Annotated in this window: 7 protein-coding genes; 4 read left to right on the forward strand and 3 right to left on the reverse strand. The window is 40.0% G+C overall.

Annotation, left to right across the window (positions count from 1 at the left end):
* Positions 1-4 precede the first annotated feature (4 nt).
* The 3 genes from AAGC65_RS04740 to AAGC65_RS04750 are packed head-to-tail and all read left to right on the forward strand — an operon-like array spanning position 5 to position 2,094.
* Positions 5-637 carry a hypothetical protein gene (locus AAGC65_RS04740; RefSeq protein WP_343111266.1) on the forward strand — a complete coding sequence of 211 codons (633 nt, stop codon included), beginning with the start codon at positions 5-7 and terminating at the stop codon, positions 635-637.
* A complete protein-coding gene (locus AAGC65_RS04745) occupies positions 613-1,395 on the forward strand; it encodes a sensor histidine kinase (protein ID WP_343111267.1) in 783 nt (260 codons plus the stop codon). The genes AAGC65_RS04740 and AAGC65_RS04745 overlap by 25 nt, the downstream gene beginning before the upstream one ends.
* A 48-nt stretch (positions 1,396-1,443) precedes the next feature.
* Positions 1,444-2,094, forward strand: a complete 651-nt coding sequence (locus AAGC65_RS04750) for a response regulator transcription factor (protein WP_343111268.1) — start codon at positions 1,444-1,446, stop codon at positions 2,092-2,094.
* Between the two features lie 2 nt (positions 2,095-2,096).
* On the opposite strand, the gene AAGC65_RS04755 is transcribed toward AAGC65_RS04750, so the two are convergent.
* Positions 2,097-2,993 (reverse strand): AraC family transcriptional regulator, encoded by an 897-nt coding sequence (locus AAGC65_RS04755; RefSeq protein ID WP_343111269.1) that lies wholly within the window; start codon positions 2,991-2,993, stop codon positions 2,097-2,099.
* A 125-nt stretch (positions 2,994-3,118) separates the two neighbouring features.
* Here AAGC65_RS04755 and AAGC65_RS04760 point away from each other — a divergent pair, with 125 nt between their 5' ends.
* Complete coding sequence (locus AAGC65_RS04760) at positions 3,119-3,940, forward strand: phytanoyl-CoA dioxygenase family protein (protein ID WP_343111270.1); 822 nt, start codon at positions 3,119-3,121, stop codon at positions 3,938-3,940.
* A 12-nt stretch (positions 3,941-3,952) separates the two neighbouring features.
* On the opposite strand, the gene AAGC65_RS04765 is transcribed toward AAGC65_RS04760, so the two are convergent.
* Positions 3,953-4,945: an L-histidine N(alpha)-methyltransferase gene (locus AAGC65_RS04765; RefSeq protein ID WP_343111271.1), complete on the reverse strand. Its 993-nt coding sequence runs from the start codon at positions 4,943-4,945 to the stop codon at positions 3,953-3,955.
* A 19-nt stretch (positions 4,946-4,964) separates the two neighbouring features.
* On the reverse strand, positions 4,965-6,113 hold the full coding sequence (gene egtB, locus AAGC65_RS04770; RefSeq protein WP_343111272.1) for an ergothioneine biosynthesis protein EgtB: 1,149 nt from the start codon (positions 6,111-6,113) through the stop codon (positions 4,965-4,967).
* Positions 6,114-6,141: the final 28 nt, after the last annotated feature.

The following is a 6,141-nucleotide window of genomic DNA, read 5'->3' on the forward strand; positions in this document are numbered from 1 at the left end:
AAGAATGTCAGTAGGCCTTACTTTAGATATTGTTTCTACAGTTTCAGGATTCGGTCCGGTTATAGCAGCATTATATAATTATAAGCATCTTGACAAAGTATTAAAAATAGCTGCTTTTTTTTTTCTTTTAGCTTCGACTTTTGATCCTGTTATGTGGTTATCATCGCAATTGGGAGCGATAAATAATATGCCACTGCTTCACCTTAATATATTGGTATCTTTATTTTTTTATGGTTTACTGTATTATCATTTGTTTTTAAAAAGAGCGCTTAAAAGAGCATCTGCAGTATTTGCATTTATAGTTTTTATAATTATGCTATGTTACAATAGTAATATATTTGAATATCCATCTGTTTCAAATACAGCATTAAGTATAATGCTCATTGTGTTATCATTAGCATATTTTTATCAGTTATTAAATCCATTAAAATATGTTGATATAGAGAAACAAAGTTTCTTCTGGATAAATGCAGGTGTTCTTATTTATTCTTCCGTAAATATTTTTCTTTTTATGATATTTACACAAATACCAGTAGCTGACAGGCCTAACTATTACATCATTAATAGCATAACTAACATAATTGCCAATCTATTATTTTCAGTAGGATTACTTTGCAAACCACAGAAAGCAACCTGATACCAGTATTGATTATAGGTACGCTGGTAGTTGTAGTATTAATTACTTGTTTGTTTTTCTTTGTGATCATTTATCAGCGTAAAATGATAAAGAATCAGATAGAATTACGCACGCTGCATGATCAGCGGCAAGGCGATTTGATGAGCGCTGTTTTTGAAACCCAGGAAAGCGAACGCAAACGCCTTGCCGAAGATTTGCATGATAGCGTAGGCCAGGTGCTATCGGCCATTAAACTCAATATGCACCGGCTGCATAAAAATGCCGTCAGCGAAAGCTCGCAACCGCTTCTGGTTGATACCCGAAAGCTTATTGACGAGTGTATACAGGAGATCCGCAACATCATCCATAATGTTTTACCCCCCGTGCTTACCGATTATGGTCTGCTGGCAGCCCTGGAGGCCCTGTGTAATAAAGTGCAACAGGTTACCAATATCAGAGTAAACTTTTATAAAAACCTACCCGATCAGCGTTTTTCGCACGATGTTGAATTGGCGCTTTACCGCATAGCTCAGGAGCTTTTTGGTAATGCCATCAAGCACTCTCAAGCTACTACCATTAAACTTTCGGTAATAAAAAGCGGGGACAATGTACTCATCGAGTTTAAAGACGATGGCGTAGGCTTTAATATAAACGAGGTAAAGCATGGTTTCGGCATCAAAAACCTGGAGAGCCGCGTGCAATTGATCAACGGAGAAATTGACATTCAAAGCAAGCCTTCGGCGGGCACAATCACATCTATCAAATTAAAAATAGCATAGTTAGCATCTTTAAGCTATATTTAGCCCACTATTTTGTAATGCAATGCGATGGGTACTATAAAGTTAGGCATCATAGATGATCATAAAATTTTCAGGAATGGTTTAAAAGCAACCTTAGAAGATTGTGAGGAGCTTGATCTGATATTGGAGGCCTCCAATGGTAAGGAGCTGGTTGGTTTATTAACGGATAAATCGCCGGATGTTTTATTAATGGATATTAAAATGCCCGAGATGGATGGCATTCAAACCGCTACTTATGTACATCAGCATTACAAGCATATTAAAATACTCGCCCTCTCCATGTTTAATGAGGATAAGTATATTGTAGATATGATGAAGGCCGGAGCCTCGGGCTATCTACTTAAAAATGCCGAGCCGGAAGAAATTATTGAGGCTATATCAACAGTTTATCATAAAGGCTTTTATTTTAACGAACACCTGTCTATAACACTCATTAAACAGTTGGTGGTTAATGACCATGCCGAACAGCCTAACAATAAAGCCGATTTAAATGAACGTGAAATAGAGGTGCTGAAACTGGTTTGCCAGGAATGCTCAAATCAGGAAATTGCCGATAAAATATTTTTGAGCGTACGTACTGTAGAGGGTTACCGTGCCCGTTTGTTTGAAAAAACCAATTCAAAAAATTTGGTGGGTTTAGTGATATACGCCATAAAGCGCGGTATTATCAGCGTATAAATTTAGGCTGATAGTTTCTTATCATCATCAATAAGGCTGCGCATAAACCGTTTGCGGTAGTTAAGCGGACTCAGCTTCATTTTAGTTTTAAACATCTTGTAAAAGTGCGATACATCGCCAAAGCCGCTCTCAAATGATATTTCTGATATGGGCTTATCGGTTTGTACCAGCTGTTGTATAGCATAATTGAGGCGATACTCAATAATGGTTTCCATAAATGTTTTGCGGGTTACTTTTTTAAAGTATTTGCAAAACGCGTTGGTGGTCATGTTGGCTATACTTGCCGCGGCATCTAATGATACCTGTTTCCTGAAGTTTTCAACCAAATAGGCCAGTACCGGGTTTATACGTTCGCGCTGGGCCAGTGTACGCTCGGCAATTACACGGTGCTGATCAAGTAGGATATGCTCTGATGATGATGCTAAAAGCTGTAATATTTCCAGCAGGGTTATCAGTATCCTGAAATTGCTTTTCTCATCAATAAGATTTAACAGGAGTTTTTGAGCCTCTGCCTGGGTATCTGAATGGAAGGATATACCGCAACCACTTTTCTGAAAAAGTTTTTTAATTTGTTGTAATTCAAACTTATTAAAAAAGTCATCGCCTAAAAAAGCGTCGTTAAATTGAATAACAATGGCTGTAGCATCAGCAGGCATTACCTCCCCTGCTTCCAGTTTCCAGCAATGCGGCAGGTTGGGGCCAAGCAATACCAGATCGCCTGATACAAAATCATCCATGTGGCTGCCAACGTAACGCTTGCCGCTACCCTTTATGACGCAGGTGAGCTCGTACTCCTCGTGAAAATGATAAGGGGCATCAAATGCAAGCTTGTCAAACTTCCTAACCAGGAACGACTGGCTATTTGCAGGCTGGAGAACTTCGTACGCGGCTTTGATCATTGCATATTTTAACGTAATCAGTAAATATGAATAAAAAAAAGATAATATACCCCATAATTGGGGCATTAATCTCATTTTTTTTTATATAAAGATACGCTTCCTTTGAAAAATAAGCCAAAAAAATTATGAATACTACGGTTACACATCTGCCTGATTTGAATGATTTTAAGGGATTATCGGCCAATAGTCTGCATGAATTTGCTGAAAAGGGGCATACACTGGTTCAAGGTGTTCTTTCCTCCGAGGAGATTGAGGCCTATCGCCCGGTAATTGTGCAGGCAACAGACCGTTATAATACCGAAAAGCGAAAGCTGGAAGAAAGAGATACCTATGGTAAGGCTTTTTTACAGATCATGAATTTATGGCAGGTAGATGAGTACAGTAAAAAATTTGTAATGGCCCGCCGCTTAGCAAAAATAGCTGCCGACCTGATGGGGGTTGAAAATGTGAGGTTGTATCATGACCAGGCCTTGTTTAAAGAGCCCGGTGGCGGCCCTACTCCCTGGCACCAGGATCAGTACTATTGGCCTATTGATACTTTTAATACCGTAACCATGTGGATGCCACTGGTTGATATTGATGAAGATATGGGTATGCTCACTTTTGCTTCAGGGTCATACACCAACGGAGCGATATTTAATCATGAAATTTCCGACGAATCGGAAACCTTATTTGATGACTACGTAAAGCAAAAACAATTTGCTATTAGCAGGCCAAAAACCATGAAGGCCGGCGATGCTACCTGGCATCGGGGCTTTACTATACATAATGCGCCGGGTAACCTGTCTGACAAAATGCGTGAAGTAATGACGATCATTTATGTTGCCGATGGCGCGCGAATCAATCCACCTAAAAATGAATGGCAAAAAAACGATCATCAAAAGTGGCTGCTGGGTAAACCCATTGGCGGTTTTGTTGATTCGGAGTTAAATCCTAAACTACTTTAGGTTTACAGGTATTTACGAGGCCACCCAAATGGCGTCTGTAAACCATTTTTTGCTGTCAAAAAACTCATCAACCTGCTTAAAGCCTGCGCTTTCGGCCATTTGAGCAGCCTGTTGCGGTGTGAATTTTTGAGATATCTCCATGTAAATGTATTCGTCTTTTAAAAAGGAGATGGTTTCTTTATCGCCAATAGTTACCTGCTGATCAACTGTACTGATGAGGTAGCTTTTGCAAGCGCCTGTTTCAGGATCATACGTAGGGTAATGGTCAAACTTACTCACATCAAAATTTCCGTTCAATTCACGGTTAATGCGTTCAAGCAGGTTAAGGTTAAACCTTTTGGTAATACCCTCTTTATCATTGTAGGCTGCCAGCACCACTTTGGGGTTTTTCTTAAGATCCATACCTATCAAAACCATATCGCCCGGAGATAAATGTCTGCGCAGCTCCCGGCAAAACTCCAGCGCATCGTTCACCGGCATATTGCCAATGTTTGATCCTAAAAACAAAACCACTTTACGGCGGGGCGAAATAGCAGCCGCTTTTTCAAGCATATGGAAATACTCGCCGTTAAGGCCCGTAATATTCAATCCTGGCAGTGTTACAGGCAGCGTTATGGTAAGGTAGGATATTACATTATCAGATATATCGATGGGCAGGTAAGTAAACTCAGCCTTTTGCGCAAGCAGATATTTAAGCAAATAGGTTGATTTCATGGCATCGCCCGCACCTAATTCAATCAGATCAAAGGCATTACCATCCGTGATAATAGCATCCGTTATCTCGGCGGTTTTTTTTGAAAAAATTTCCAATTCGCAATTGGTTGGATAGTATTCCGGATTATTCATCAAATCCTGGAAAAGCTTATCGCCAACGGCATCATAAAAATATTTTGAGTTTAACCGCTTAGGGCTTGAACTTAAGCCGGTTATCACATCGGTATAAAACTGATCGTTTTTTATTTTTGATGCTTCGTTCAATTCTGATTGGGTTAACGTTGAGTCCATATCTCCGTTTTTAAGTGATTTACTTTGCAAGTCTTATGCCAGTAAATTGCCAGCGTAAATTTGTTTGAAAAAAATTGCGGTATGTAATGCGGCTATGTCCCGGCGATGTAGCTTCAGACGCGCCTCTTAATACTTTTTGATTTACCATAAATTTGCCATTATACTCGCCTATGGCACCGGGTGCCTTGGCAAAACCCGGATAAGGTAAGTACGAGCTTTCTGTCCACTCCCAGCTTTTGCCCCAGCTAAATTGGGTTGCAGCAACTTCCCACTCAAACTCCGTAGGTAGCCTAAGGCCTTTCCATGAAGCGTAGGCATAGGCTTCAAAATAGCTGATGTGGCATACCGGATTTTTTAAATTAATGCTTTCCAGACCATGAAAAGTATAATTCTGCCATTCATCATCAATTAAATGCCAGTAAAGCGGAGCCTCAACGTTATTGGTCTTTACCCAGTCCCAGCCCTCGGCGTGCCAATGCCTGAAGTCATGATAGCCACCGCTGTTTATAAACTCCAGGTATTCGGCATTGGTTACCAGATTGGGGCTTATTTCAAAAGCATTTAAATAAACCTTATGGCGGTTAAGTTCATTATCAAAACAAAAGCCATCGCCATTAAACCCTATTTCATAGATGCCCTCGTCTATGCTAATGAAGCCTGTGTCGATATGTGGTGCTTTTGGCGATACATAGCTTGTTAAATACGGAGGAAAAAGCGGATTATGCCCTAATATATATTTAATATCAGTTAACAACAGTTCCTGGTGTTGTTCTTCATGGTTAAAGCCCAGTATAATCAACTCCCGTACGTCATCAGCAGGTTCTACGCTCAGAAATTTTTCCATTGCTTCATCCACGTATGCCCGGTACTGATAAATATCGTTAACGGTGGGTCGGCTCAAATTACCCCTGTCTGTACGGATAACGCGATTGCCTACCGTTTCGTAGTAGCTGTTAAATACGTAATTATAGTTAGGGTTATATTCTTCATACCCCATAAAATAGGGTTTCAGAATAAAAGTTTCAAAAAACCATGTAGTATGCCCGATATGCCATTTAGGCGGACTAACATCAACCACTGGTTGCACCACATAGTCTTCCGTTTGCAGGGGGCTGCAGATGTACTCCGTGTGTTGACGGACTTTTTTATATTGATCAAGTAAATTCATGTAGCTACTTACTATTCAAATATCGTTT

Source organism: Mucilaginibacter sp. (assembly GCF_039207105.1).
Lineage (GTDB): Bacteria > Bacteroidota > Bacteroidia > Sphingobacteriales > Sphingobacteriaceae > Mucilaginibacter.

Bases quoted from the DNA above. Each gene is read 5' to 3' on its own strand.
- AAGC65_RS04740 (WP_343111266.1), top strand. From the start codon at position 5: ATGTCAGTAGGCCTTACTTTAGATATTGTTTCTACAGTTTCAGGATTC.
- AAGC65_RS04750 (WP_343111268.1), top strand. From the start codon at position 1,444: ATGGGTACTATAAAGTTAGGCATCATAGATGATCATAAAATTTTCAGG.
- AAGC65_RS04755 (WP_343111269.1), bottom strand. From the start codon at position 2,993: ATGATCAAAGCCGCGTACGAAGTTCTCCAGCCTGCAAATAGCCAGTCG.
- AAGC65_RS04760 (WP_343111270.1), top strand. From the start codon at position 3,119: ATGAATACTACGGTTACACATCTGCCTGATTTGAATGATTTTAAGGGA.
- AAGC65_RS04765 (WP_343111271.1), bottom strand. From the start codon at position 4,945: ATGGACTCAACGTTAACCCAATCAGAATTGAACGAAGCATCAAAAATA.
- egtB (WP_343111272.1), bottom strand. From the start codon at position 6,113: ATGAATTTACTTGATCAATATAAAAAAGTCCGTCAACACACGGAGTAC.